Consider the following 25073-nt stretch of genomic DNA (forward strand, 5'->3'; position numbering starts at 1 on the left):
TTTACGCATCTTTCGTATAAATAATAGTGAATATAAGTTTTAGTTCAACGTTCTATCGACTGGCCGTCTGTAAGATACGGCGAGCTATCGGGGGCCGCACGGTTGAAACAAAAAAGAGCGCTATTTCAGCGCTCTTTTTGAACTTTGCTTATGAAAGAGTTTGAAACCCTATTTTATAACCACGCTGGCTGGTTTTTTTCAAATGCTTCAATTGCGTTGGTTAGCTCGAGCGTTTGCCCTATCGCGTCCAACCCCTTGATTAGGTTATTTTTATGATGTTCCGCTATTTCAAAGCTAAAGCTAGTTTCGTCAAAGCTTACAGTTTGAGCGGGTAAGTCTACGGTTATGTTAACCGCAGGATTAGCTTTTACCGCAGCAAACACTGCGTCCATTTGCGCGCTAGATAACGCCACTGGTACTAACTGGTTGTTAATACAGTTTCCGTAAAAAATGTCGGCAAAGCTGGTGGCAATAACCGTTTTAAAACCAAAGTCGGCAAGTGCCCACGGCGCGTGTTCACGGCTTGAACCACAACCAAAGTTTTCGCGAGCTAGCAAAATACTGGCGCCTTTGTGTTCTGGCTTATTCAATGCAAACGCCGGGTTTGGCTCTTTTTCTTCCAAATCTAAATAGCGCCAGTCGTGAAAGAGGTGCTTACCGTAACCAGCACGGGTTACACCCGTTAAAAACTGCTTTGGAATGATTTGGTCAGTATCGACATTGGCTTGATCAAGAGGCGCTGCGATGCCTGTGTGTTGTGTAAAACCTTGTTCAGACATAACTTACTCCTGATAATCTCTAACGTCAGCAAAGCGACCAGTAATCGCTGCAGCCGCTGCCATGGCTGGGCTAACTAAGTGTGTGCGTGCCCCACGGCCTTGACGGCCTTCAAAGTTACGGTTACTGGTAGAAGCACATCTATCGCCCGCCACCAATTTGTCATCGTTCATACCAAGGCACATAGAACAGCCTGGTAAACGCCATTCAAAGCCAGCGTCGATAAAGATTTTATCTAACCCTTCTTCTTCCGCCTGACGTTTAACCGCACCCGAGCCTGGTACCACGATGGCGGTAACCGAATCTGCGACCTTACCGCGCTTAGCAATTTGTGCAGCGGCGCGCATATCTTCAATTCGTCCGTTGGTACAAGAGCCGATAAATACGTGGTTTACTGAAACGTCAGCTAGCTTTTCGCCGGGTTTCAAGCCCATATAGGCTAATGCTTTCACTGCACTTTCTTTCTCAATCGGGTCGCTGAAATCTTCAGGTGCAGGTACAGGTGTGTTTACGCCAATAACCTGGCCTGGGTTTGTACCCCAAGTAACCTGAGGAGCAATATCTGCCGCTTCAAGTTCAACTACAGTGTCAAAGGTAGCGCCCTCTTCGGTGTACAGGGTTTTCCAGTAAGCGACTGCGTCTTCCCAGTCTTGGCCTTTAGGCGCGTATTCTCGGCCTTCAAGGTAAGCAAAGGTTTTCTCGTCCGGTGTAACAAGACCGGCTTTCGCGCCAGCTTCAATACTCATGTTACACACCGTCATGCGCTCTTCCATGCTTAAACCGCGAATAGCTTCACCCGCGTATTCAATGACATGACCGGTAGCGCCGGCATGGCCAATCTTCCCAATAATGGCAAGGATTATGTCTTTTGCGGTGATGCCAACAGGAAGCTTACCATTTACGTTGATAAGCATGCTCTTCGCGCGGCTTTGCTTAAGGGTTTGCGTAGCCAGTACGTGCTCTACCTGAGAGGTACCAATACCAAACGCCAGCGCGCCAAATGCACCGTGGGTAGCTGTGTGTGAATCACCACATACCACCGTCATACCCGGCTGGATCAAGCCCAATTCAGGGCCCATTACGTGCACGATACCTTGCTTTTGGTGACCCACTGGAAATAGCTGAATACCGTGTTCTTCACAGTTGGTCGCTAAGGTTTGTAGTTGAAGCGCGTTAGCTGGTCCACATGCGTCGATTGCCAGTGAACGGGTTGATATGCTGTGATCCATGGTGCCAACAGTGCGATCAGGGCGACGTACTTTACGGCCTTTTTCGTTAAGGCCAGCAAATGCCTGAGGTGACGTCACTTCATGAATTAAATGGCGATCGATATAAATTAAGCTGTCTTCACCAATTTGGTCGATAATGTGGGCTTGCCACACTTTGTCATATAAGGTCTTGGCCATGAGGTGTTTTTACTCCTGCGCCATTAATTGTTTAACGATTTCATCGCCGACTTGCGACGTACTTGCCGCTTGGCTGCGTTTGTCAGAAGGAAGTAACTCGCCTGTAAGTACACCTGCTTCTAGTGTTGCCACAACCGCTTTTTCGATGGCGTCTGCGGCATCACCTAAGTTCATGCTAAAACGCAGCATCATGGCGGCTGATAAAATTTGTGCGATAGGGTTTGCAATGCCTTGGCCAGCAATATCAGGGGCCGAACCGCCTGCTGGCTCATAAAGGCCAAAGCCTTCTTCGTTCATGCTGGCAGATGGCAACAAGCCCATAGAGCCTGTCATCATGGCGCATTCATCAGAAACGATATCGCCGAATAAGTTTGAACATAGCATTACATCGAACTGTGCTGGGTTCTTCATGATTTGCATGGTGGCGTTGTCGATGTATATATGGTCCAGCTCTACATCCGGATAATCTTTCGCTACTTCTTCTGCAATTTCACGCCATAAACGGCTGGTTACCAGTACATTGGCTTTGTCTACTGACGTCACTTTGCCGCGACGCTTTTGTGCTGCTTCAAACGCTGCAATAGCAATACGGCGAATTTCGCGTTTGCTATAGCGCATGGTGTCATACGCGAACTCTTCTTCGCCTTCACCTTCGCGGCCCTTTGGCTGACCAAAGTAAATGCCGCTGGTTAGTTCGCGCACAACTAGAACGTCTACGCCTGATTTTGCGATATCTTCGCGAAGCGGAGACAGGCTCTCAAGACCAGGATAAATACGCGCAGGTCGTAAGTTACTGAACAAGTCAAAATGGCTGCGAAGGGTTAATAATGCCGCGCGTTCTGGACGTTGTTCTAGTGGCAATGTGTCCCACTTAGGGCCGCCGATACTGCCAAACAAAATCGCATCGGCTTGCTCACAGCCAAGTAAAGTTTTAGAGGGCAACGCTTCACCTTCAGTATCAATGGCATAGCCACCCACAGGATATGCAGTGCGGTTCAGGGTGACGTTAAATTTCTTTTCAACAGCATCTAAAACCTTATTGGCTTCCTGCATAACTTCTGGGCCGATACCGTCTCCGGCTAATACGGCAATTGAATACTGGCTCATTTATACTCCTGCAACGCGTTCTTGTTGATTTTTTTGCTGATCAATTTGATCGGCTAAATATGTGTTGTTTAATACAAAGATAAGGGCTTTAACGCCGGCTTCCACAATATCTGTAGCCAAGCCGATTCCATGGAAACGACGGCCTTTATAGGTAGCGATAACGCTCACTTGCGCCAAAGCGTCGGCACCTTCACCTTTTGAATCTAATTTAAAGTCGACAACTTCTAAATCTTCGTGACCTAGTATAGACATGATGGCCTTATAAGCCGCATCTACCGGGCCGTTTCCAATACTAGACTGGGTAATCTCTTCAGTGCCCACTTTCATTTTAACGGTGGCGCTTGGAATGATTTCACGTCCAGAGTTAGCTTGAAGATAAAGCAACTGGAAATGTGCCTGGTCGTGTTTCTGTTTATCGAAGAACAACAAGGCTTCAAGGTCGTAGTCGTACACTTGGCCTTTTTTATCTGCTAACTTCAAGAATGCGTCGTATACCGCCTCTAAATCATAGTCTTCAGCTTTGTAGCCAAGTTCTGTTAATCGGTGTTTAATAACATGGCGTCCAGAACGTGACGTTAGGTTAAGATTGTTCTTATTAATGCCCACACTTTCTGGTGTCATGATTTCATAGGTATTTTGCGCTTTTAAGACACCGTCTTGGTGAATACCAGATGAGTGGCTAAACGCGTTCGCGCCAACAATCGCTTTGTTAGCCTGAACGGGCATATTACAAAGCTGGCTGACTAACTTTGAAGTACGTGAAATTTCGGTAGAGTTGATATTAGTGTCGAAGCCCAACATGTTCTTACGGGTTTGTAAGATCATGGCAATCTCTTCAAGTGATGCGTTACCTGCACGTTCTCCAATTCCGTTAATCGTACATTCGACCTGTCTTGCACCTTGTTCAACCGCAGCCAATGAATTTGCGACGGCTAAGCCTAAGTCGTTGTGGCAGTGTACGGAAATGGTTGCTTTGTCAATGTTTGGAACGCGGTTGAACAACTGCTGGATGATTCCACCGAACTCAGTAGGTGTGGTGTAGCCCACCGTATCGGGGATGTTAACAGTTGTCGCACCGGCATTAATAGCGGCTTCAACCATACGGCACAAGTAATCAATATGAGTACGGCCTGCATCTTCACACGAGAACTCCACATCGTCAGTGTATTGTCTGGCGTGTTTTACCGCGTTCACTGCCATCTCGACGATTTCGTCTTGTGATTTGCGAAGCTTAGCACCTACGTGAATTTCGGAGGTGGCGATAAAGGTGTGAATACGGAATTGCTCTGCCACACTTAACGCCTGACCACAGGCATCAATATCGCCCGGTAACGCACGAGATAAACCACAAACGATAGAGTTTTTAACTTCTTTGGCAATCATTTGTACCGAACGGAAATCACCCGGTGACGAAACAGGGAAACCTGCTTCTATGATATCTACACCTAAACGCTCGAGCGCCAGCGCAATCTGTAATTTCTCTTTGGCACTTAGGCTTGCAGGTAAGGCCTGCTCACCGTCTCGCAATGTGGTATCAAAGATTTTCACTTGATTTGTCATGACGCTCTCTCAGTTGAATAGTTAAAAAAAAACCCGTGCTTGGCACGGGTTTTTGTGAAATTAAATCGCTGGTCGCAATCTACCCGTGCAGTCTGGCTGCCATAAGGAGTAGAGATAGAAGAAGAAAACGAGTATGCATTTGCTGTTGTTTCTTTGCTGACCAAGTTGATAGCGACAATGTACCCATGTGGCATGAAGAGGTCAACCATTGTTTACAATAATGAGTATATTTTTCGTGTATAAAAGCTATCTTTTAATTATTTAGGATATTTATCCTAATCGGGATTTGAGTGAAAGGTGATTTTAAGGTGGAGAGCTTAGGGTCTTAGAGATTTTGTTGCTTTTTTCTCTTTAGGTAGGATGTTTCTACTAAAAAATATAAAATTTCTGTTTTCGGCATTTTGAGTTTTTATTCTCAATTAGTGCATATTTATTGGTCTTTTGGATTTAACGTGAAATTCTTCCAGTTTAATTGCGTCGACAAGCGCATTTCGCGAAGGGTTAATGCACGAGGTGAACGCTTTGACTTGAAGCTCCACGCGTGGCCACAGCATGCTGCGGTTACTATAGCCTTTGAAGGCCGCAGTAATATTTTACGCTCCACAGAAAGCGCCGTTGAAGCAGAGTCATCGTCTCGCTGTGTAGTGGAGTGAATACATTCACCTGTATTAGCAAACCATCCGTTTTTGTTTAAATGAAGCTGCGTATTGTCTTGATTAACCATATCAATAGAATCGAGTTCAATGTGCGTACCTTCAATATTTAAAACCAGAACGGGGACAACAAGGCCGTACTTGGCATTTTTTCGATACCAGGATTCCCGTTTTTCTGAATCATCTAAATGATTAATACCGGGGCATTTGGCCGATTGCTTGGCATACCAACTACCATTGTGTGTATCCACTCTTAGCGGCGATGGGTTAGATAAAGCCTCGTTATTTACCATATATCGAGCAATGGCTTTAACGTGATAGGGCAGGCCGCCCATTCGACGCTTAAGTAAAGAAAGGTTCGTTATTTGACTGTGTGCGAGAGAGATAACTTCCCTTTCGTACAAGGCAGTACATATTTCATTAAATTGAGGGTGGCTTCCACCTAGTTCACCAGCGTCACTAAAAAAGCCAACTTGAGTGTTGGTAGTAGAGTGGGAAAGTTCGTCGCCTGGAGCCATTAGGGTTATCAAATGCCTGTCTAGAGTCATTTAACACTACCAAGATTCAGCGTTTGATGCTACACGGTTTAATTAAACAGCGTGAAAAACAGACAAAAAAAGCCGCTATATTAAGCGGCCTTTCATCATTTTAATAGGGGTAACTTACTGGCCTTTGATTTCGCTACGGCCTTTGTAAGTTGCAGCGTCACCTAGTGCTTCTTCAATACGAAGTAATTGGTTGTACTTAGCAACACGGTCAGAACGACATAGTGAACCCGTCTTGATTTGGCCAGCCGCTGTACCTACGGCAAGGTCAGCAATGGTGGCGTCTTCTGTTTCACCAGAACGGTGAGAGATAACCGCGGTAAAGCCAGCATCTTTCGCCATTTTAATCGCGTTAAGGGTTTCAGTCAGTGAACCGATTTGGTTGAACTTGATAAGGATTGAGTTGCCAATGCCGTTATCAATACCGCGCTTAAGGATTTTGGTATTAGTTACAAACAAGTCGTCGCCAACTAGCTGTACTTTGTCACCAATCTTCTTAGTTAGGCTCGCCCAGCCGTCCCAGTCGCTTTCGTCTAGGCCGTCTTCAATAGATACAATTGGGTACTGTGCAGAAAGGTCTGCAAGGTAGTCGCCGAACGCTTCTGAATCGAAGCTCTTGTCTTCGCCAGATAGTACGTATTTGCCTTCTTTGTAGAATTCGGACGCCGCACAGTCAAGCGCTAGCGTGATGTCTTCATTCATTTTGTAGCCAGCATTTTCAACAGCTTCTACGATAACCGCTAGTGCTTCAGCATTTGAGCTTAAGTTAGGCGCAAAACCACCTTCGTCGCCAACCGCTGTGTTAAGGCCTTTTGCAGAAAGTACTTTCTTAAGTGCGTGGAAGATTTCTGCACCCATGCGTAGTGCTTCTTTGAAGCTCGTCGCGCCCACTGGCTGTACCATGAACTCTTGAATGTCTACGTTGTTGTCAGCGTGCTCACCACCGTTGATGATGTTCATCATAGGTACTGGCATTGAGTATTGACCAGACGTGCCGTTTAGGTCTGCGATGTGCTCGTAAAGCGCTACGCCTTTTTCAGCGGCTGCTGCTTTTGCTACGGCAAGTGAAACTGCAAGGATAGCGTTCGCACCTAGCGTTTCTTTGTTTTCTGTGCCATCAAGGTCAATCATGATGCCGTCGATATCAGCTTGGGCTAAAGCGTCTTTGCCGATAAGTGCTGGCGCGATGGTATCGTTAACTGCTGCAACTGCCTTTGTTACACCTTTACCTAGGTAACGAGACTTGTCGCCGTCGCGTAGCTCTAGCGCTTCGCGGCTACCCGTAGAGGCACCAGATGGTGCTGCAGCTCGGCCCATTACGCCTGATTCTAAATATACATCTGCTTCTACAGTAGGGTTACCGCGTGAATCTAAGATTTCGCGTCCGATAATGCGACTAATTTTCGCCATGTTTTTTCCTCAACAATTGAATGGGGCGCAACGGGAGAGAGCGCCCCTTTTATTAGAAATTAGTGATTTTCTTTCTGGTATTTTCCTGCCGCAGCAACGAAGCCAGTAAATAAAGGGTGTCCATCCCGAGGCGTTGATGTGAACTCAGGGTGGAATTGGCCCGCAATGAACCATGGATGATCAGGGATTTCCACTACTTCTACAAGTCGCTTGTCAGTGGACAAACCACTTACCTTTAATCCTGCCGCTTCTATTTGGTCGCGCAGGTTATTGTTCACTTCGTAACGGTGACGGTGGCGCTCGTAGATCTCAGCGTTGCCGTACATCTCGTGTACTTTTGTCCCTTCAATAAGGTGGCAAAGCTGGCTACCTAAACGCATGGTACCGCCAAGGTCTGATGTTTCAGTGCGCACTTCGGTCGTACCCGCAGCGTCTAACCACTCGGTAATAAGGCCAACAACTGGGTAAGGCGTTTCAGGGTCGAACTCTGTGCTGTTCGCGTTTTCCATGCCGGCAACATTACGTGCGTATTCGATAAGCGCTACCTGCATACCCAAGCAAATGCCAAGATAAGGGACTTTATTCTCACGGGCATAACGGGCTGCCGCAATTTTACCTTCAATGCCGCGTTCGCCAAAGCCGCCAGGTACCAAGATAGCATCTAACTGCTCTAGAATTTGGGTACCTTTGCTTTCTACATCTTGTGAATCAATATGGTGGATATTCACAGTTAGGCGGTTTTTAAGTCCCGCGTGTTTGAGCGCTTCATTAACAGACTTATAGGCGTCAGGTAGCTCTACATACTTGCCTACCATACCAATGTTTACTTCAGCCGTAGGGTTTGACTCAGCGTAAAGCACTTGTTCCCACTCAGATAAGTCGGCTTCTTCACACTCAAGACCGAAGCGGTCAACAACCAACTGATCCATACCCTGAGCTTTAAGTGCGGCAGGAATACGGTAGATACTGTCTACGTCCTTCAAAGAGATAACGGCTTTGTCAGCAACATTAGTGAAAAGCGCAATTTTAGAGCGCTCACTGGCCGGCAGTGCACCTACCGAACGACAAACAAGGATGTCTGGTTGAATACCAATAGAGCGAAGCTCTTTCACTGAGTGCTGCGTAGGCTTAGTTTTTACTTCACCCGATGCAGGCATGTAAGGCACAAGTGTTAAGTGCATGAACATAGCGCGTTCACGGCCCACTTCAGTACCAAGCTGACGAATAGCTTCTAAGAAAGGTTGTGACTCGATGTCACCTACGGTTCCGCCCACTTCAACAATAGCCACATCATGACCTTCAGCACCTTCGATAACGCGGCGCTTAATTTCATTGGTAATGTGTGGGATAACCTGAATGGTAGCTCCTAAGTAGTCACCGCGACGCTCACGCTTCAGTACTTCTTCATATACACGACCGGTAGTGAAGTTGTTGCGCTTAGTCATGCGGGTGCGAATAAAACGCTCGTAATGGCCTAAATCAAGGTCGGTCTCAGCGCCGTCATCGGTAACAAATACTTCACCATGCTGAATAGGGCTCATTGTGCCAGGATCGACGTTGATATAAGGATCGAGCTTTAACATGGTAACGGTGAGACCGCGAGCTTCCAGAATTGCGGCTAACGATGCTGCAGCAATACCTTTACCTAGCGATGAAACTACACCACCGGTGACGAAAATATAATTTGTCATGCGAAACCTAGAACGTTTGGGTTGTATGATAAATATAGGCCGAGTTTAGAACAAAACCAGCTACACTTTGGACGGGGCGATAGTATACGCAAATTCATGTGGGCAGACAATCAATTTGCCCACATGATGCACAATTTTACGATTGGCTTAAGCGCTTGAGTGTGTAAATCAGGTCAAGCGCTTGGCGCGGTGACAACTCATCGGGTGATAAGTTTTCAAGAGCTTCTACCACGGGGTGTGGTTTGTCTGGAAAAAGCATCTCCGCTTGGCCTTTAGCTTTAGACCCGCTGCTGTCAGAGGTTTTCGGCTTACTCATTGGAGCCGTTGGCTTGCCTTGCGCGCCTTCTGACTCGCTTTCGCCATTTATCATAAGGTGAGACGATTCCAATACGGCCAGCTTTTGTTGGGCTGCTTTTATCACCGCTTTAGGGACGCCAGCAAGCTGAGCTACTTGTAAACCAAAGCTCTTGCTAGCAGCGCCCTCAGAAACGGTATGCATAAAGCGTATGGTATCTTCAAACTCCATCGCATCTAAGTGCACGTTTACGACGCCATTTTGCGTTTCTGGCAGTTCAGTAAGTTCGAAGTAATGCGTGGCAAAAAGCGTATAAGCGTTAAGCTGCTTCGCCAAGTAACTCGCGCAGGCCCACGCTAGTGATAAACCATCATAAGTACTCGTGCCACGGCCTATTTCATCCATTAACACCAGTGAATTTTCGGTAGCGTTATTAAGAATGTTCGCCGTTTCTGTCATCTCAACCATAAAAGTAGAGCGGCCAGAGGCAAGGTCGTCCGAGGCGCCAATACGGGTGAAAATACGGTCGAGCTTACCTATGTGAGCGTTTTCAGCAGGCACAAAGCTTCCGATACAGGCCAACAAAGCAATGAGTGCGGTTTGACGCATGTAGGTTGACTTACCACCCATGTTCGGGCCGGTTATGATCAGCATGCGGCGTTCGCTATCAAGTTGCAGTGGGTTGGCAATGAAGGGGTCTTTCATCACGTTCTCAACCACAGGATGGCGACCGGCATCATAGGTAAGTGCACATTCTTGACTTAAATGTGGGCGATGCCAGTCAAGGGAGGCAGCTCGTTCTGCAAAACAGCACAGCACGTCAAGCTTAGCTAGCGCTGCAGCGGTTTCAATCAAATTGTTGAGGTATGGCGCAAAATTGTCAAACAAGGCTTCATAAAGCTGCTTTTCAAGAGCAAGCGCAGCGCCTTGGCTGCTAAGCACTTTATCTTCGTGTTCTTTAAGTTCTGGCGTTATGTAGCGCTCGGTGTTTTTAAGCGTTTGTCTGCGAATATATTCTGCAGGTGCCAGAGCACTGTTCGCTCGGCTAATTTCAATGAAAAAACCGTGCACTCGGTTATAGCCCACTTTCAGCGTAGAAATTCCCGTGCGTTCTCGCTCCCGCTGCTCCATGGCGTCTAGATAGTCAGTTGCGCCTTGCGATAGCTTGCGCAGTTCATCAAGCTCTGCGTTGTAGCCCTCTGCAATCACGCCACCGTCCCGTATAACTACAGGAGGGTTATCGATAATGGCTTCGTTTAACAGGGCTTGGAGTTCGGGGTAAGTGCCAATAGTTTCGCTAATGCTTCTGATTTGCCCTGTATCGAACCGAGCTAAAGCATATTGTAAATCTGGCAGTGCGTTAAACGCATTTTTTAGGCGTGCAAAGTCACGTGGTCGCGCAGAGCGAAGGGCTAAACGCGCCATAATACGTTCTATATCGCCAATGTGCTTTAACGCGGTGCGAATATCTTGAGGGTCATCATTAATGAAAGTTTCAACAGCATCTAAGCGGCTGTGGAGTTCATGCTGGTCGGTCAGCGGCGAGTGAATGATTCGCTGAAGCATACGGCTGCCCATGGCCGTGGTGGTAGTATCCATCACGCTGAACAGGGTATTTTCCTGTCCGCCAGACAAATTATGGGTAAGTTCTAAATTTCGGCGCGTGGCCGCATCTAGCTGTACGCGACTGTCTTGCTGTTCCGTCTGAATGCGGCGTATATGCGGCAGAGCCGTGCGCTGGGTATCCTTTACATATTGTAAAACACAGCCCGCGGCGCCCAGTCCTTTTGTTACGCCTTTTATACCAAAACCTTCTAATGTTTTAGTTTCGAACTGAGCGTTTAACTGCTCTGTGGCAGTATCAATGTCGAATTCCCATTCAGGGCGGCGTCTTAGCCCTTTGCGGTTTTCTATAAGTGGTAAACTTTCAAACCCTTCTGGATAAAGCAGTTCCGCAGGGTTTACTCGCTGTATTTCAGCTAATAGGCCTTCATCGCTATCGCTCTCAAAAATAACAAAGCGACCGCTGGTAACGTCCAACGTTGCCAAACCATAATGCATGCTATGACCGCATACCGCGGCAAGAATGTTATCGCGGCGCTCTTCCAAAAGTGCTTCGTCGGTAACTGTACCAGGCGTAACAATACGTTGTACTGCGCGTTCAACAGGACCTTTACTGGTTGCAGGGTCGCCTACCTGCTCGCAAATGGCTACCGACTCTCCCATTTTTACAAGGCGTGACAGGTAACTCTCTACCGCGTGATAGGGAACACCGGCCATCGGGATAGGTTCACCGCCGGACTTACCTCTGGCCGTTAGCGATATATCCAGTAATTCCGCAGCTTTTTTCGCATCGTCATAAAACAACTCGTAGAAGTCGCCCATGCGATAGAACAATAGAATATTCGGATGCTGCGCCTTAATAGTCAGGTATTGGCGCATCATGGGAGTATGTGATTCCAAAAAAAGCCTCTGCGATTTTGTTGCTGGGTTTAATGCCTGTTGAGGAGAATAAATGATAAACTCACGCCCACTAAGATCAAGCGAAGATCTGATAAAGCACAACAGGTGTAATTAGGTATATCCAAATGAGCTCAACATTTTCAACTGATTCGACAGTAAACGCCACCCCTTTGATACTTGATAGCGCATTATCTGCTCAGGTGCAGGTATTAGGTGACGCACTAAAGGCAAAAGGCTGGACCGTGTCTAGTGCTGAGTCTTGTACAGGCGGGGGGATAGCTTTTGCCTTTACCAGTGTGGCTGGCAGCTCTGATTGGTTTAATCAATCGTGGGTGACGTATTCAAATGATGCAAAGCAAAACGTGCTTGGCGTAACCGAACAATCGCTTGTTGAATATGGGGCTGTTTCGAAGCAAACGGTAAAAGAAATGGCGGCTGGCGTGCGCCGCAACAGTGGGGCGCAACTAGTTGTAACCGTTAGCGGTGTTGCTGGGCCTGGCGGAGGCACAGAAGAGAAGCCAGTGGGAACCGTTTGGTTTGGCTTTTTGTGCGGCGAGCGCGAGGCGCAAATTAAACAAGTATTCAGCGGCAATCGCCACGAAGTACGCCAGCATGCTATTACCTTTGCTATCACTCACTTGGTTAAAATGTTGAGTGAAAATTAAAAACACTGGTTGAAACTGTATGCTTGTACAGTATAGAATGTGATCATTATTTGATACCGTCATTAAACGAATAGGCGATGTCAAAACAGAATTTAACCGCAAATCCTAGAGGATATATACGTGGACGATAACAAATCAAAAGCTTTAACTGCCGCAGTAGGCCAAATTGAGAAGCAATTTGGTAAAGGCGCTATCATGCGCTTAGGCGACAACCAAGCCATGGATATTGAAGCGATTTCTACTGGCTCACTTACCATTGATATCGCCCTAGGTATAGGCGGTTTACCGTGTGGTCGTGTGGTAGAAATTTATGGCCCTGAATCATCAGGTAAAACCACGCTTACACTGCAAGTTATTGCTGAAGCGCAGAAAAAAGGTAAGACCTGTGCCTTCGTTGATGCTGAACACGCCCTAGACCCAGTATACGCTGAAAAGCTAGGCGTAAACATTGACGAACTATTAGTTTCTCAGCCTGATACTGGTGAGCAAGCGCTAGAAATTTGCGACATGTTGGTACGCTCTGGTGCGGTAGATGTGGTTATTGTTGACTCCGTCGCTGCGCTTACACCGAAAGCGGAAATTGAAGGCGACATGGGTGATTCTCACGTTGGTCTTCAAGCGCGTCTCATGTCACAAGCATTGCGTAAGCTTACAGGTAACATTAAGCGTTCAAATACTTTGTGTATCTTCATTAACCAAATCCGTATGAAGATTGGTGTAATGTTCGGTAACCCAGAAACCACTACCGGTGGTAATGCGCTTAAGTTCTACTCTTCAGTGCGCTTAGACATTCGCCGTATCGGTGCTGTCAAAGAAGGCGATGAGGTAGTAGGTAACGAAACCCGCGTGAAGGTAGTGAAGAACAAAGTTGCACCTCCGTTTAAGCAAGCCGAATTCATGATCCGCTACGGCGAAGGTATCAGTAAGGAAGCAGAACTCATCGACCTAGGTGTTAAGCAAAAGCTTGTTGATAAAGCTGGCGCTTGGTACAGCTACAACGGCGACCGCATTGGTCAAGGTAAAGCGAATGTAATGAAGTTCCTTAAAGAAAATCCTGAAATTGCGAACGAGATTGAAACAAAAATTCGCCAAGAGCTATTGCTTCCTAAGACAGTGAAAGCTGAAGAAGTGGTTGCTCCGCAAGAAGACGACGTGCTTCCTGAATAAAATCAGCGCGTTAGTTTTTAAGAAACCCACCTCATGGTGGGTTTTTTTATGCCTCATGTCTGTATTATTTTGTAAGACATATTTACTAACATTTATTATAAGCTTGAAACTTGTACTACTAAAAAAAAGAAGGAATGCTGTAATAAATTTCGGTACGTGCAGACTATAAAAATAAATAAGGCGTACTTTGCTTTTTGTGCAAAAAAGCCCACAACAATAACGAACAGTTAACTGTTTAACTGAAAGAAGAGGAAAGGGAATGATTGAAATATCAGGTCTCGCCAAACGCTTTACGGTGGAAAACCCGAAAAAGCTTAGCGAACAAGAGAAGAAGGACCCCCGTTTAAAAGGTCGTTATTTCCAATCAGTAAGGGACGTGTCGTTTACTTGCGACAAGGGGCAGGTTCTAGGACTGCTTGGTCCTAACGGAGCGGGTAAAACCACAACATTACGCATGCTTTCAACGGCACTTAAACCAGACAGTGGTAAAGTGCTAATTGGTGGTGAAGACGTGCTGTCTAACCCAAATATTGCGCGAAAGAAGATTGGTTTTCTTTCCAGTTCTACAGGTCTGTACGGTCGTTTAAGCGGTCGAGAAAATATTAGTTACTTCGGGGAATTGCATGGCATTTCAAAAAATGTGATTAATGCCCGTATTGAGGAGTTAGCTGATTTGTTAGATATGCAAACCTTCCTTGATAGACGTGCTGAAAATTTCTCGTCAGGCATGAAACAAAAAGTGTCTATTGCGCGTGCGGTTATTCACGAGCCTGAATTGGTGGTTCTCGATGAGCCTACCACGGGACTTGATATCATGGCGACCAGTACAGTAATGGAGTTCATTCAGCGTCTTAAGGATAAAGGTACGCCGGTGATTTTTTCAACTCACCATCTCGACGAGGTCCAAGCGCTTTGCGACAAGGTAACGGTTATTAACCAAGGCGAAACCGTGTTTAACGATTCGCTTGCAGCATTTAGCGCGTTGTCTGGTAATGAAGTATCTGGCGGGCAAATGCATAAGAGCTTTCTAAAAACACTCTCAATGGATGTTAAGGAGATGGGCAATGTGGTTAATCTTTAAAAAGGAATTCAAAGAGCTATTACGCGATAAGAAAACCATCATATTCATGATTGGTCTACCGCTTCTATTGTTTCCAGCCATTTTTGGCGTGGCCTTTTTCTTTATGAGCTCTGCAGCAGATAAAGCGGAAAACGAAGTGCTGAAATACGCAATCGTTGGTGAGGCTTATGCACCTGCAATTGTGCAGTCCTTTAATAGTGCCTCTGATAAGTTTGAATCAGTTCCAATAGGCAATGAGACTGACTATGCCAAACTCATTAAGAACGAGACCCTAGACTTCGTTTTGGTTATCCCTGAAACCTTTGACAGTGATGTTTTGAATTCAGGTCAGCATAAGATTGCCCTTTATCTCAACGATGCAGGCCTAAATAAAGTCATGGGGCGTGTTTCTGAAATTATTGATGAGTATACCGATGCATTTCAGCAGACGGCTTTTGCTCAGCTTAATCTTGATGAAACACAACAGGAAGCACTATTGCAACCTATTAAAATTGAAAAGCAGAACGTTGCTGACGATCGCGAGGTATGGGGTGAACGACTTGGAGGCATGCTGCCTTACTTCATCTTTATACTGTGTTTACAAGGAGCAATGGCCCCTGCAGCAGACTTAGGAGCAGGTGAAAAAGAAAGAGGCACTTTAGAAACCTTGCTTATTTCACCGATGGATCGCCACAAACTCGTACTAGGTAAATTCTTTACGGTGGCAGCAGCAGGTATTGTAACAGCGCTTATAACGGTTTCCTCTATGGCAATGTGGGGGCTGGTGCTATCGCAAGGCATGGCCGTTGAATTTGTGGTAAAGATAATGTCTATGATTGGTCTTGTAGACTTCTTATTGATCTTTTTAATGTTAGTGCCTGTGGTGGCAGTATTTGCAGCTGTATTATTATCGCTATCTATTTATGCCCGTTCTTTTAAAGAAGCCCAAAGCTACATGGGTTCGCTCATTATGGTAGTTATCTTCCCTGTCATTATCGCAATGATGCCAGGCGTAGAGCTTAAAGGTGGCTGGGTGTGGGTGCCGCTCACTAACGTGGCCCTTGCGATGAAAGAGCTGTTTAAAGGCACCATGGATTACTTTGCGCTGTTTGGTATTTTTACCTCAACAGCGGTAATCGCGACAGGGCTGATTTTCTTCTGTATCCATTGGTTTAACAAAGAAAAAGTGCTGTTTAGGTAGATTCAAGAAAGTTAAAGGGCCTGGATAAGAGCTCGCCTAAAGCGAGCTCTTTCATATTAGGAAGAAATGGCGCTAAGTGAAGTGCTTTGCAATTAGCCATTCTCTTATTAAAAAAATTTAGGCAGGATAAATAAATCATTGGGCTTTTCCTTCACACTTCAAAATCTACACGTTTAATAATGCCTTCCCACCCAGGAGGAATTTTCCCTTGCAACACGTAAGAATAAGCAAGAAGTTCTGCAATAACATAATAAAGTGACTCAGGGATATTTTGCCCTACGTCCAGTGTCGCGAGCACTTCGCTTAAATAGGGATCTTCGTGAATCAATATCCCAGTTTCCTCAGCCATGGCAATAATTGCCTCGGCTAAATCTCCATAGCCTTTGGCGACGACTTTCGGTGCATTTTTCTTGTCTCCCCCCTCGTACTTAAGACCAATGGCACGCTTTGTTTTTTGTGAGTCAGTCATAAATTACCCGCTTAAACCCGCGTTTCAAAAATTTGGTGGGGACGGGAATTGAGCGTGTCAGGTATATGTCCCCGTTGGTAGCTGGTGTTTTCAACGACGAGCCCGAGTGAAGTGAGGCGCCGCTGCAAGTAGGGCAGCGTATCTCCAATTCGCCTCAATATTTCATCGTTCGATGCATACAAGTCTAACGTTATTGTATTTTTATCAATTTTAGACTTCGCCAATACCTGCCCGCTATCACCAATGTTTAGTTTCATTGTAACGTTCCACAGAGAACGCTGGCCGGCTTGTTCTTGTTTATGGTTTTGCCCACCTTGCTCTCGCTTTATCAGAAGTTCTGGCGGCGTCTGATGCTGTGAAAGCGACGGTAGTACATAGTAAAAACTGTCTTGCCCTTGAATACGGCTGTCGACGTTGGCTATTTTATTTTGCTGGTGGCTAATAAGTAAGGTTTTAAGATGAGAGAGTAACTGCTGTCGACCGTCTAACTGATTCATATCTTGGCTAATGCGGCTAGGCTGTGAAGTGATACCCATATTCGCTAATGTTTTTGAAACAATGGAGTCTGGCGCATCTATTTGTGCTTTTAAGCTCGGCTGTCTTTGCATTGCACGGCCAGCTAATGCTAGTTGGACCATAGCAACAAGCCCTTGAACGAAGCTAGATGAGTTTGCTGGTGAGGTTAAGCTTACAGGCGTGGTAACAAGCGCTTGGGTAGATATGAGCTGCTGCAAACGTTGTGATAAACCTTGTTCGCTCATATCGTTTGCTACTTTTTTTGACAGCGCTTTGATTTCTTCGTTAGCAGTTAAGGTTTCACCAACTGGGCCTTCATTTCCTTTTGGACTAGCGAAGGACAAGCTTGTATCAGAAATAGGGGGAAGCGCGCCTACTGACTTATTTTGCAAGGCGGTTAATTGCTGAATAATATTGGAAAGTAAGCCGCTCGATAAGCCTTTAGTCTGCGTACTTAACGCCTGAGCGAGTGCCAAAAGAGAAGATTTGCCTGCGTTGTCTTTTACCACGTTACTCTGCGTGGCGAGTGTTTCGCCATGAACAGTATCCTTAGTTTGTGACGTGGTACTTTTGAGCGCAGAGGCCAGTTGCTCATTAGTGGGTTTGGGCGGCCCAACAAAGTCGGTCGTAGATACTCTAATTTGAGAAGGCTTTGCGTTGAGTACGTCCAGGCCTTTTAAATGCTGGAGGATTTTATCAACATGCTGAGCATCTAAAGCGTTTGATACGCCGGCGTTTGTCGTTAGTTTCCCGTTCTCCACAATGGCGATCAGCTCGCTTAGCGCCTTATTAGTGCTGCCCGTTTGACTGAGCAATATCCGAGAGAGGGTAGTGATGGCATTGTGAACATCACTACCCTTAAGTAGTGTCGGTGCTTCACTTCGCAGGTTTTGCAAGGACGGCGACGCATCGGCAACACGATTTCCCACCCTGCTTTCCGCTTCTTTCGCTATTGCGTTGGGTAGTTGTGAAAGAGTGAGTTTATTTACTTGATTGTGAGTCAAAGCAGGAAGAGAAAATGGAGATACGCTGTTTTTAGGTAAGCTTATTTGCATTAATGCACTGTGTTGTGCTGTGCGTATTGCCAGCTTGCTATCAGTCAACGTCAGCGCAGAAATAGCTTTTAATACATTTGAGTTCGTGTTTGGATTTTCAAACAGCGCATTAAGGCGTGTAGAGTTTTTGGCGCTGTGCTCTATCGCTATTCCACCTTGCTTAAGTGCGTGTTCAATGAGCGTAAATTGCAAGTTGGTGCTCACATTTTTTTGCGTGACGATAGCGGTTTTGCTTGTGCTGCTGGTTGCGAGTGTACTCTGAGCACGACTATCAGTATTGGCGCTATTGTTTGCAATAGAATGAGCTTGGGAAATTTGCAAGACGATATTGCCGTTGCTTCCTCGACTTAGCCCAAGTACTACCTGTCGACCAATCAACTTTTGAAGCGCCGCCTTGGTACTGCTATCAACGTTTTCCGTGTTGATATCAGTAAGCGCAACGAATTGGTCTTTTGAGATAGCAAGCATGAGTTGTCCAAAGCTTTCATTTTTAGTGGAGAGTGACAGCTGACCTTTAAGCGTTACTGCTGCGGTATTTGCAGCAAGCGCCTGAGCTACAGCTTTAAGCAATTCCGCTTTATCTGATGCAGACAACGACACACTTTTTTGAAGTAGACTGGTTGAGAGCAGCAAGGCAGATGGGGTGTTAGACTGCTCTTGCGGTATTTTTTCAGAGCGGTGTGAGTCATGGGAACCAGAGCTTTGGGGCAAAAGAGCAAGCTGTGTGTTATTCATCGCTTGCTTTGAAATTTTGGCGCTTACCTCTGCGGGTAAAACGACGTTAAGCATTTGCGCTGAGACTGACTGAGCGGTGTTTGATGATGTGCTTATAGATAGTACCCGCTCAGGTAATCGTTCAATTATTACTTTCGCAGCATTATCGATTGAGGCAGCCTGCGTCAGAGTAGGATTGGTAATAACAGGAGTCGTATTTCGACGGCCGCCTTGATTAGCTACGTCAGCGTTTTCACTTAATTGTAAGGATGCGGGGGCAGGTGCAGAAGGGCCAGTTGACTGACTCAGGGCTGCTGCCAATAGTGATGATAATGGAGTTGTCATAATTAAAATATCGGCACGGTCGCACTTTTCCTTACTAATTTAAGTATAGCAAAGCGCTTGAGAGCTGTTCCGCAACAAAAAAAGCGCGTAAATATGTACAGCGAAAGAATTCATCCTCAAGTGAGAATTGCTTCAGGAAAAACGCCTTTGTCGTTGAAGTAAATCATATTTAATCGGAATTCGCGACTGCGAAAAAGCGTTCATGTGGTAGACTAGCGCCATTTTTCAGAACCTTTTTTTTAAGTTGGAGTGCCTAGGCAGTGTTAGAGGCGTGCGGATTAACGTGCAGCAAACGAGACAGAACCCTTTTTGAAGGGCTTTCACTAGTGGTAAATACTGGTGAGTTGCTGTATTTGCGCGGTCCTAATGGTGCAGGAAAAACCAGCTTACTTCGCATTCTCACTGGTCTGAGTGCACCCGATGCAGGAACAGTTTTACACAACGGAAGAGACATATCAGTAGATAAATCAGGCTACTACCGAGACCTTTTTTATCTTGGTCACAAAAGCGGCACTAACGGTAGCCTTTCTGCTTTGGATAATTTGTCTTTTTGGTTGGCCCAGCACAAGGTGTCTGTGGACGTTAATGTGCTTTATGACGTGTTGGAGAAAGTAGGTCTAGTTGGGCTTGAAGACATACCTGTTCGATATCTATCTGCAGGGCAACAGCGTCGCGTAGCGCTTTCACGATTGTGGTTAAAGCCTGCCAAGGTTTGGATACTCGATGAGCCTTTTACCGCGCTAGATGTAAAAGGGGTCCACATGCTTGAATCAAGTATGAAAGATCATGTTGCCAAGGGCGGTCTCATTGTTACTACTTCTCATCAGCCATTATCTGAAACTGCCGGTAAACACTGTGTATTTGATTTGGAGTACCGGTTCTGATGTCGCTCTATCACGGAATATTTAAACGTGACATGCAAATTGCGTTTAAGCAAAAAGCGGAATTGGTGCAGCCACTGATGTTTTTACTCATGGTGGTGACCTTGTTTCCTCTAGGCGTAAGCCCGTCTCCCGACACCCTTCAGCGTATTGGGCCTGGGGTGATTTGGATTGCTGCGATTTTGTCTTCTTTAATGGCGATGGAAAGGCTCTTTCGCGATGACTTTCAGGATGGTTCACTCGAGCAATACATACTTTCGGGTATGGCATTACCCGCTGTGAGCGCGGTAAAAGTTGCTGCTCATTGGCTGGTTAGTTTTGTTCCTCTGTTGCTGTTGTCGCCGCTGCTAGCCGTGTTTTTAAATTTAACGGTCGATATGTATATCGCGCTTGTATTGACTTTGTTGCTGGGCACGCCATTACTTTCTTTAATTGGTGCCATTGCGGTAGGGCTAACCGTAGGATTACAAAAAGGCGGAGTACTGTTGGCATTGCTACTTATCCCCGTCTTTATTCCGTTACTGATATTTGCCACGTCGGCTGTGGATTCTGCCGCACTGCAATTACCTTATCACGCGCAACTTGCTATTATCGCCGCCATGCTTTTACTGGCCACAGCGTTAGCGCCGTTTGCCATAGCGTATTCTTTAAAAGTGAGTCAAAACTAATGTGGAAGTGGTTACACCCTTACGCTAAAACAGAGCGAGCATATCAGCTTTGTTTAACATTACAGCCTTGGTTTTGGGCTGGTGCATTACTTTGTTTGAGCATAGGCACCGTATGGGGGCTCGCATTCGCGCCTCAAGATTATCAACAAGGAGATTCATTTCGAATCATCTATATTCATGTGCCTAGCGCTATCTTGTCGATGGGGACCTATGTTGCTATGGCAATAGCAGCCTTAGTAGGTATGGTGTGGCAGTGGCGCACAGCCTATATGAGTATGATTGCCATGGCCCCAATTGGCGCAGTAATGACATTTATAGCGCTCTTTACCGGTGCAGCTTGGGGGAAGCCCATGTGGGGCGCGTGGTGGGTGTGGGATGCACGTCTTACCTCGGAGCTTATTTTATTGTTTTTGTATATGGGGGTTATTGCCCTTTATGGCGCATTTGAAGACAAGCAGCAAGCAGGTAAAGCGGCAGGCGTGATGGCACTTGTAGGTGTGGTAAACATCCCTATTATTCATTATTCGGTAGAATGGTGGAACACTTTGCATCAAGGGGCCACCATCAGTAAATTCGACAACCCGTCAATTGCGCCAGAGATGCTGTGGCCGCTGTTAATTAACCTTTTAGGTTTTGCTTTGTTTATTGGTGCGGTGACCACAGTGCGTCTACGCAATGAAATAGTATTACGGGAAATGCATAGGCCTTGGGTTCAAACTCTTGCTAAGGAGCAGCTAGCCAATACACAGCAAAGAAGAGCAGCCAACCAAAATATGACGGAGGGCAATTAGTATGCAGTTTGAATCGTTTGCCGCTTTTATCAATATGGGTGGCTATGGGTTTTACGTATGGCTGTCGTTTGGCGTTACTTTTGTGGCCATGGGCATTATTGCTATTCAGAGTTTTATTAAGCACCGCCACCTCTTAAAGCAGGTTGTAGTGGAGCAAGAGCGCAAAGCGCGTATAAAAAAAGCGCGAAAACAACAGCAAGCCAGTACATAGTATTGACGTGGTAAGTGTACATAGCCTTAACTTGCGTTTTTATCGTTTATTAGTTTTTTCGAAGTGAGAGTTGCATGAACCCGAGACGAAAGCAGCGACTAGCCGTAGTGGGAATTATCGGTTTTTTAATAGTAAGCGCAATTGGACTGATGCTTTACGCCCTAAACGACAGTATTGACCTTTTCTATACGCCTAGTGAAATCATTGAAGGCAAAAATGGCCAAAAGCCGCAAGTGGGTCAGCGCCTTCGCATAGGCGGCATGGTGGTACCTGGTAGTGTAAAACGGGATCAAGAAAGCTTGGCGGTGAGTTTTGATCTTATCGATACAGGCCCAAAAGTAACGGTAACCTACAATGGCATTCTTCCTGATTTGTTTCGGGAGGGGCAGGGTATTGTGGCCACTGGCGTACTCACAGACGCAGGCGCGATTAAAGCGCAGGAAGTGCTGGCGAAGCATGACGAAGAGTACATGCCCCCAGAGCTCGCTGAGAAGATGAAGGGCATTAAGCACGTGAAGCCTGAAAATATGCCAAGCTACGAGACGCCAAATAGCGCTGGGGGCAAATAATCATGGTCCCTGAAATTGGAAATATTGCGCTAACCCTTGCGTTAGTTTTGTCTATTTTATTGGCGGTTTATCCCCTGTGGGGTGCGCATCGTCAGCATGAAACGCTGATGGCAACCGCAAAGCCATTGGCAATTGGGCTGTTTCTATTCACGCTTATTGCTTATGTTTGCTTAACCTACGCTTTTGTTACTGACGACTTTAGCGTGGCTTATGTGGCACAGCACTCAAATAGTCGGCTTCCCATCTATTATAAAATCACAGCGGTATGGGGCGGCCACGAGGGCTCTTTTCTGCTATGGGTACTGATGCTTTCAATTTGGACAGTAGCAGTGGCGATATTCAGCAAGGGTATTCCACTTGCTATGGTTGCAAGGGTACTGTCTGTGCTCGGCATGGTGGGTATTGGGTTCTATCTTTTCATGCTCCTCACCTCGAACCCCTTCGACAGCATGTTGCCATTTTTCCCAGTCGACGGGCGAGATCTCAATCCATTGCTACAAGATTTTGGCATGATCATTCATCCGCCAATGCTTTATATGGGTTATGTGGGGTTCGCAGTAGCCTTTGCTTTTGCTATATCAGCGTTGATTTCAGGGCAACTAGACTCGACATGGGCACGCTGGTCTCGACCTTGGGTTATTTCTGCTTGGGCGTTTCTAACGGTAGGTATTGCGCTTGGCAGCTGGTGGGCATACTACGAACTCGGTTGGGGCGGCTGGTGGTTCTGGGATCCAGTAGAAAACGCATCGTTTATGCCTTGGCTAGTTGGAACGGCTCTCATGCATTCCTTAGCGGTAACTGAAAAACGAAAAGCGTTTAAGTCGTGGACGGTACTTCTGGCTATTGCTGCATTTAGTCTAAGTTTATTGGGTACTTTTTTAGTGCGCTCTGGCGTAATTGTGTCGGTTCATTCATTCGCAAGCGATCCAACCCGTGGCCTTTTCATTTTGGGCATACTCATTGTGCTTAGTGGCTTTGGATTGTTACTTTACGCTCTGCGTGCGTCATCGCTTAAAAGCCCTGGTCGCTATCAAGCGTTTTCTCGCGAAGTGCTATTAATGGGCAATAATGTCTTTTTATGTGCCGCTACCCTCGTTGTCCTGCTGGGTACTTTGCTGCCCCTTGTTCACAAAGAGCTCGGCTTGGGTAGTATTTCAGTGGGTGCACCTTTCTTCAATCAAATGTTTACGTTATTGATAGTGCCGTTTGTATTGATGTTAGGGCTTGGTCCGCTTACGCGTTGGAAACAGCAGAAAGCCAGTGAACTGCAAAAACAACTATTAGTCGCAGGCGGTATTGCGCTAAGCGCAGGTGTGCTGGTGAACTTTGCCTACGATGAACCCACCTATATGGGTATGCTGGGCATGGTGTTGGTGTTTTGGATATTGGTCACGACGGTACAAGAAGTGATGCAGCGTGTATCGGCGATGCCATCAGGTAGCACCGAAAATGCATCGGTTATGGCGAAACTGCGTAAGCTGACCCCAAGCCATTGGGGCATGGTGCTAGGCCATGTGGGCTTTGCTATCTGCATTATCGGAATTACGCTTGTCTCGAACTATGAAATGGAAAGAGATATTCGTATGGACATCGGCGATACGGTTTCCCTTGGCGGATATGACTTCAGTTTTAGAGATGTGCGCAAGGTGCAAGGTCCCAACTTTGAAGCGGATAAAGGCGTTTTCGACGTTTATAAAAACGGAGAATTGGTTGCGCACCTAGAGCCTGAAAAGCGTTTATATATCGTACAGCGTATGCCAATGACAGAAGCGGCCATTCACTCCAACCCAGCTAGAGACCTGTTTATTGCGATGGGTGAACCTTTAGATAATGGCGCCTGGGCTATTCGTATTTATATTAAGCCATTTGTTGTTTGGCTTTGGGCAGGGGCAGTAGCCATGGCCATAGGCGGCATCTTTTCCATTAGCGACAAGCGTTACCGCATGGCGAAAGTGAAAAAGATAAAACGAGTATTTGGCGGTAAAGATGACGTAAAAGTATCGTCAGCTAATGGTCAAGCATCACTTACAGGCGGTGTATCTAATAGTTCAGTGAAAGGAAACGCATAATGAAAAAAGCACCACTTGTTGCCATTCCATTAGTGCTGTTTTCTTTGCTGGTAATCTTTCTATTCAAAGGGCTTTTTTCAGACCCACGAGAGTTAGATTCTCAGGTGCAGGATAAAACTCTGCCAGCATTTTCACTACCAGATTTAATGCAGCCAGATGTTACCTATACCCCTGATGATTTAAAAGGAAAGGTAACCATATTGAATGTTTGGGGAGTATGGTGTGTCACATGCGCCGTTGAGATGCCTTATCTTACTCAGCTTAAAAATGAGCAAGATGTTCACATTGTGGGTTTGTATTTCGACCAGGACTTAGACCCAGACTTCGGCACAAAAACACTAAGCCGGGTTCAGCAAGAAGTGACAGAAATGCTCAGTCGCTATGGCAACCCGTACGCGTACAATATTTTCGATGTGTACCGCGATACGTCGCTGGATCTGGGGGTGACCGGTGCGCCTGAGCATTTTGTTATAGACGCTGATGGCATCATTCGTATGCATCATGTAGGTGATATTAACGAACGGGTTTGGAACTCGAAAGTGGGGCCGCTTTATAAAAAGCTGGTGGCAGAAGCGTCTGGTAATGAGGGTGAACAAAAAGAAGTAGATGTTGAGGCTGTGATGAGCAATAACATGAATGCGCAGGAGGGCGAGTAATAATGCTAGCGAAAAATGTGATGCATTACAGTTACGTGCCGGTCAACGCCAATGTTGCAATTGAGAGTAAGAAGAGCCGAACTATCAACAATGCCATCTTGAAATCCACTGTGCTAAACATTTTGGTGT

21 protein-coding genes are annotated in these 25073 nt (G+C 46.2%); 11 read left to right on the forward strand and 10 right to left on the reverse strand.

Going from position 1 to position 25073, the window contains the following annotated elements; translation table 11 throughout:
• Positions 1-173 precede the first annotated feature (173 nt).
• The 8 genes from leuD to mutS all read right to left on the reverse strand — a co-directional run bounded on the left by leuD (position 174) and on the right by mutS (position 11889).
• Positions 174-779 carry a 3-isopropylmalate dehydratase small subunit gene (gene leuD / locus JC525_RS03880; protein ID WP_198814608.1) on the reverse strand — a complete coding sequence of 202 codons (606 nt, stop codon included), beginning with the start codon at positions 777-779 and terminating at the stop codon, positions 174-176.
• A 3-nt stretch (positions 780-782) separates the two neighbouring features.
• Positions 783-2183, reverse strand: a complete 1401-nt coding sequence (gene leuC / locus JC525_RS03885) for a 3-isopropylmalate dehydratase large subunit (protein ID WP_198814609.1) — start codon at positions 2181-2183, stop codon at positions 783-785.
• 9 nt (positions 2184-2192) lie between these two features.
• Positions 2193-3290: a 3-isopropylmalate dehydrogenase gene (gene leuB / locus JC525_RS03890; RefSeq protein WP_198814610.1), complete on the reverse strand. Its 1098-nt coding sequence runs from the start codon at positions 3288-3290 to the stop codon at positions 2193-2195.
• Positions 3291-4850 (reverse strand): 2-isopropylmalate synthase, encoded by a 1560-nt coding sequence (gene leuA / locus JC525_RS03895; protein WP_198814611.1) that lies wholly within the window; start codon positions 4848-4850, stop codon positions 3291-3293.
• A 430-nt stretch (positions 4851-5280) separates the two neighbouring features.
• A complete protein-coding gene (locus JC525_RS03900; protein WP_198814654.1) occupies positions 5281-6021 on the reverse strand; it encodes a hypothetical protein in 741 nt (246 codons plus the stop codon).
• 144 nt (positions 6022-6165) lie between these two features.
• A complete protein-coding gene (gene eno / locus JC525_RS03905; RefSeq protein ID WP_198814612.1) occupies positions 6166-7458 on the reverse strand; it encodes a phosphopyruvate hydratase in 1293 nt (430 codons plus the stop codon).
• A 59-nt stretch (positions 7459-7517) separates the two neighbouring features.
• A complete protein-coding gene (locus JC525_RS03910) occupies positions 7518-9149 on the reverse strand; it encodes a CTP synthase (RefSeq protein WP_120960583.1) in 1632 nt (543 codons plus the stop codon).
• Positions 9150-9285: 136 nt separating this feature from the next.
• Entirely contained in the window at positions 9286-11889 is a 2604-nt protein-coding gene (gene mutS, locus JC525_RS03915) for a DNA mismatch repair protein MutS (protein WP_198814655.1), read from the reverse strand.
• Between the two features lie 143 nt (positions 11890-12032).
• Between mutS and JC525_RS03920 the strand changes: the two genes are divergently transcribed.
• From JC525_RS03920 to JC525_RS03935, 4 genes are all read left to right on the forward strand, one after another.
• Entirely contained in the window at positions 12033-12572 is a 540-nt protein-coding gene (locus JC525_RS03920; protein ID WP_198814613.1) for a CinA family protein, read from the forward strand.
• A 120-nt stretch (positions 12573-12692) separates the two neighbouring features.
• Complete coding sequence (gene recA / locus JC525_RS03925) at positions 12693-13739, forward strand: recombinase RecA (RefSeq protein WP_198814614.1); 1047 nt, start codon at positions 12693-12695, stop codon at positions 13737-13739.
• A 259-nt stretch (positions 13740-13998) separates the two neighbouring features.
• Complete coding sequence (locus tag JC525_RS03930) at positions 13999-14820, forward strand: ABC transporter ATP-binding protein (RefSeq protein WP_198814615.1); 822 nt, start codon at positions 13999-14001, stop codon at positions 14818-14820.
• Positions 14804-16000 (forward strand): ABC transporter permease, encoded by a 1197-nt coding sequence (locus tag JC525_RS03935; RefSeq protein WP_198814616.1) that lies wholly within the window; start codon positions 14804-14806, stop codon positions 15998-16000. The genes JC525_RS03930 and JC525_RS03935 overlap by 17 nt, the downstream gene beginning before the upstream one ends.
• 151 nt (positions 16001-16151) lie before the next feature.
• On the opposite strand, the gene JC525_RS03940 is transcribed toward JC525_RS03935, so the two are convergent.
• A complete protein-coding gene (locus JC525_RS03940) occupies positions 16152-16469 on the reverse strand; it encodes an EscU/YscU/HrcU family type III secretion system export apparatus switch protein (RefSeq protein WP_198814617.1) in 318 nt (105 codons plus the stop codon).
• A gap of 11 nt (positions 16470-16480) precedes the next feature.
• A complete protein-coding gene (locus JC525_RS03945) occupies positions 16481-19099 on the reverse strand; it encodes a flagellar hook-length control protein FliK (RefSeq protein ID WP_198814618.1) in 2619 nt (872 codons plus the stop codon).
• A 260-nt stretch (positions 19100-19359) separates the two neighbouring features.
• Between JC525_RS03945 and ccmA the strand changes: the two genes are divergently transcribed.
• The 7 genes from ccmA to JC525_RS03980 all read left to right on the forward strand — a co-directional run bounded on the left by ccmA (position 19360) and on the right by JC525_RS03980 (position 24944).
• Positions 19360-19983, forward strand: a complete 624-nt coding sequence (gene ccmA / locus JC525_RS03950; protein ID WP_198814619.1) for a cytochrome c biogenesis heme-transporting ATPase CcmA — start codon at positions 19360-19362, stop codon at positions 19981-19983.
• Positions 19983-20648 carry a heme exporter protein CcmB gene (gene ccmB, locus JC525_RS03955; protein WP_198814620.1) on the forward strand — a complete coding sequence of 222 codons (666 nt, stop codon included), beginning with the start codon at positions 19983-19985 and terminating at the stop codon, positions 20646-20648. Before ccmA ends, ccmB begins: the two co-directional genes overlap by 1 nt.
• Positions 20648-21439 carry a heme ABC transporter permease gene (locus JC525_RS03960; protein WP_198814621.1) on the forward strand — a complete coding sequence of 264 codons (792 nt, stop codon included), beginning with the start codon at positions 20648-20650 and terminating at the stop codon, positions 21437-21439. The genes ccmB and JC525_RS03960 overlap by 1 nt, the downstream gene beginning before the upstream one ends.
• A gap of 1 nt (position 21440) precedes the next feature.
• A complete protein-coding gene (ccmD, locus tag JC525_RS03965; protein WP_198814622.1) occupies positions 21441-21650 on the forward strand; it encodes a heme exporter protein CcmD in 210 nt (69 codons plus the stop codon).
• Between the two features lie 74 nt (positions 21651-21724).
• Positions 21725-22219: a cytochrome c maturation protein CcmE gene (ccmE, locus tag JC525_RS03970; RefSeq protein ID WP_198814623.1), complete on the forward strand. Its 495-nt coding sequence runs from the start codon at positions 21725-21727 to the stop codon at positions 22217-22219.
• Between the two features lie 2 nt (positions 22220-22221).
• Positions 22222-24288 (forward strand): heme lyase CcmF/NrfE family subunit, encoded by a 2067-nt coding sequence (locus tag JC525_RS03975; RefSeq protein ID WP_198814624.1) that lies wholly within the window; start codon positions 22222-22224, stop codon positions 24286-24288.
• Positions 24288-24944 carry a redoxin family protein gene (locus JC525_RS03980; RefSeq protein ID WP_198814625.1) on the forward strand — a complete coding sequence of 219 codons (657 nt, stop codon included), beginning with the start codon at positions 24288-24290 and terminating at the stop codon, positions 24942-24944. The genes JC525_RS03975 and JC525_RS03980 overlap by 1 nt, the downstream gene beginning before the upstream one ends.
• Positions 24945-25073 lie beyond the last annotated feature (129 nt).

The sequence above is a fragment of the Alteromonas sp. IB21 genome, assembly GCF_016405965.1.
GTDB lineage: Bacteria > Pseudomonadota > Gammaproteobacteria > Enterobacterales > Alteromonadaceae > Alteromonas.